The following is a 577-nucleotide window of genomic DNA, read 5'->3' on the forward strand; positions in this document are numbered from 1 at the left end:
CACCACGAGTACGAGCTAATTGGCCGTGCAACACGCACTGTGTTGGATGAGTACTTCCAAGAGTTCTCTGCGTAATTCGTAGTTGCTAGAAAATATAAGCCCCGTCAAGTCGGGGCTTTTTTATTCGGTTGTTTAGGTCGTGATAATGAATGTAATTTCTGTAAATGCCGTTGAATCTGCCATTTTGGCACTCTTGATGTTGTTGTTTGGTGAGGTAACCAAAAAACACACACCAATATTAAGTAAATATCATATCCCAGGGCCGGTGATTGGTGGGTGCATCGCAGCCTTAATTACTACTTGCTTATATCGCATGGGAATGGAGTTCGAATTTGAACTTCCTTATAAAGAGACGTTGATGCTGATGTTTTTCGCAGGCATTGGTTTAAGCGCAAATATCAAGCAGCTATTCCAAGGTGGACGCTTGTTCGTTGTCTTTCTCGGAATCGCCGTTGTTTATATTATTTTTCAGGACGCTATTGGTGTCGCTGCAGCCTCGTTCTTAGGGCTGGATCCTAAGCTAGGACTGATGACGGGCTCTATCACCCTATCAGGTGGGCATGGTACAGGTGCTACA

The 577-nt window shown here is 44.4% G+C and carries 1 protein-coding gene; it reads left to right on the top strand.

All coding sequences use genetic code 11. The features are described from left to right. Positions 1-145 precede the first annotated feature (145 nt). A partial coding sequence (locus AB4486_RS27375; RefSeq protein ID WP_372119938.1) for a sodium/glutamate symporter occupies positions 146-577 on the top strand: 432 nt, incomplete at its 3' end.

The organism is Vibrio sp. 10N.222.55.C6 (assembly GCF_041473395.1).
Taxonomy (GTDB): domain Bacteria; phylum Pseudomonadota; class Gammaproteobacteria; order Enterobacterales; family Vibrionaceae; genus Vibrio; species Vibrio crassostreae_C.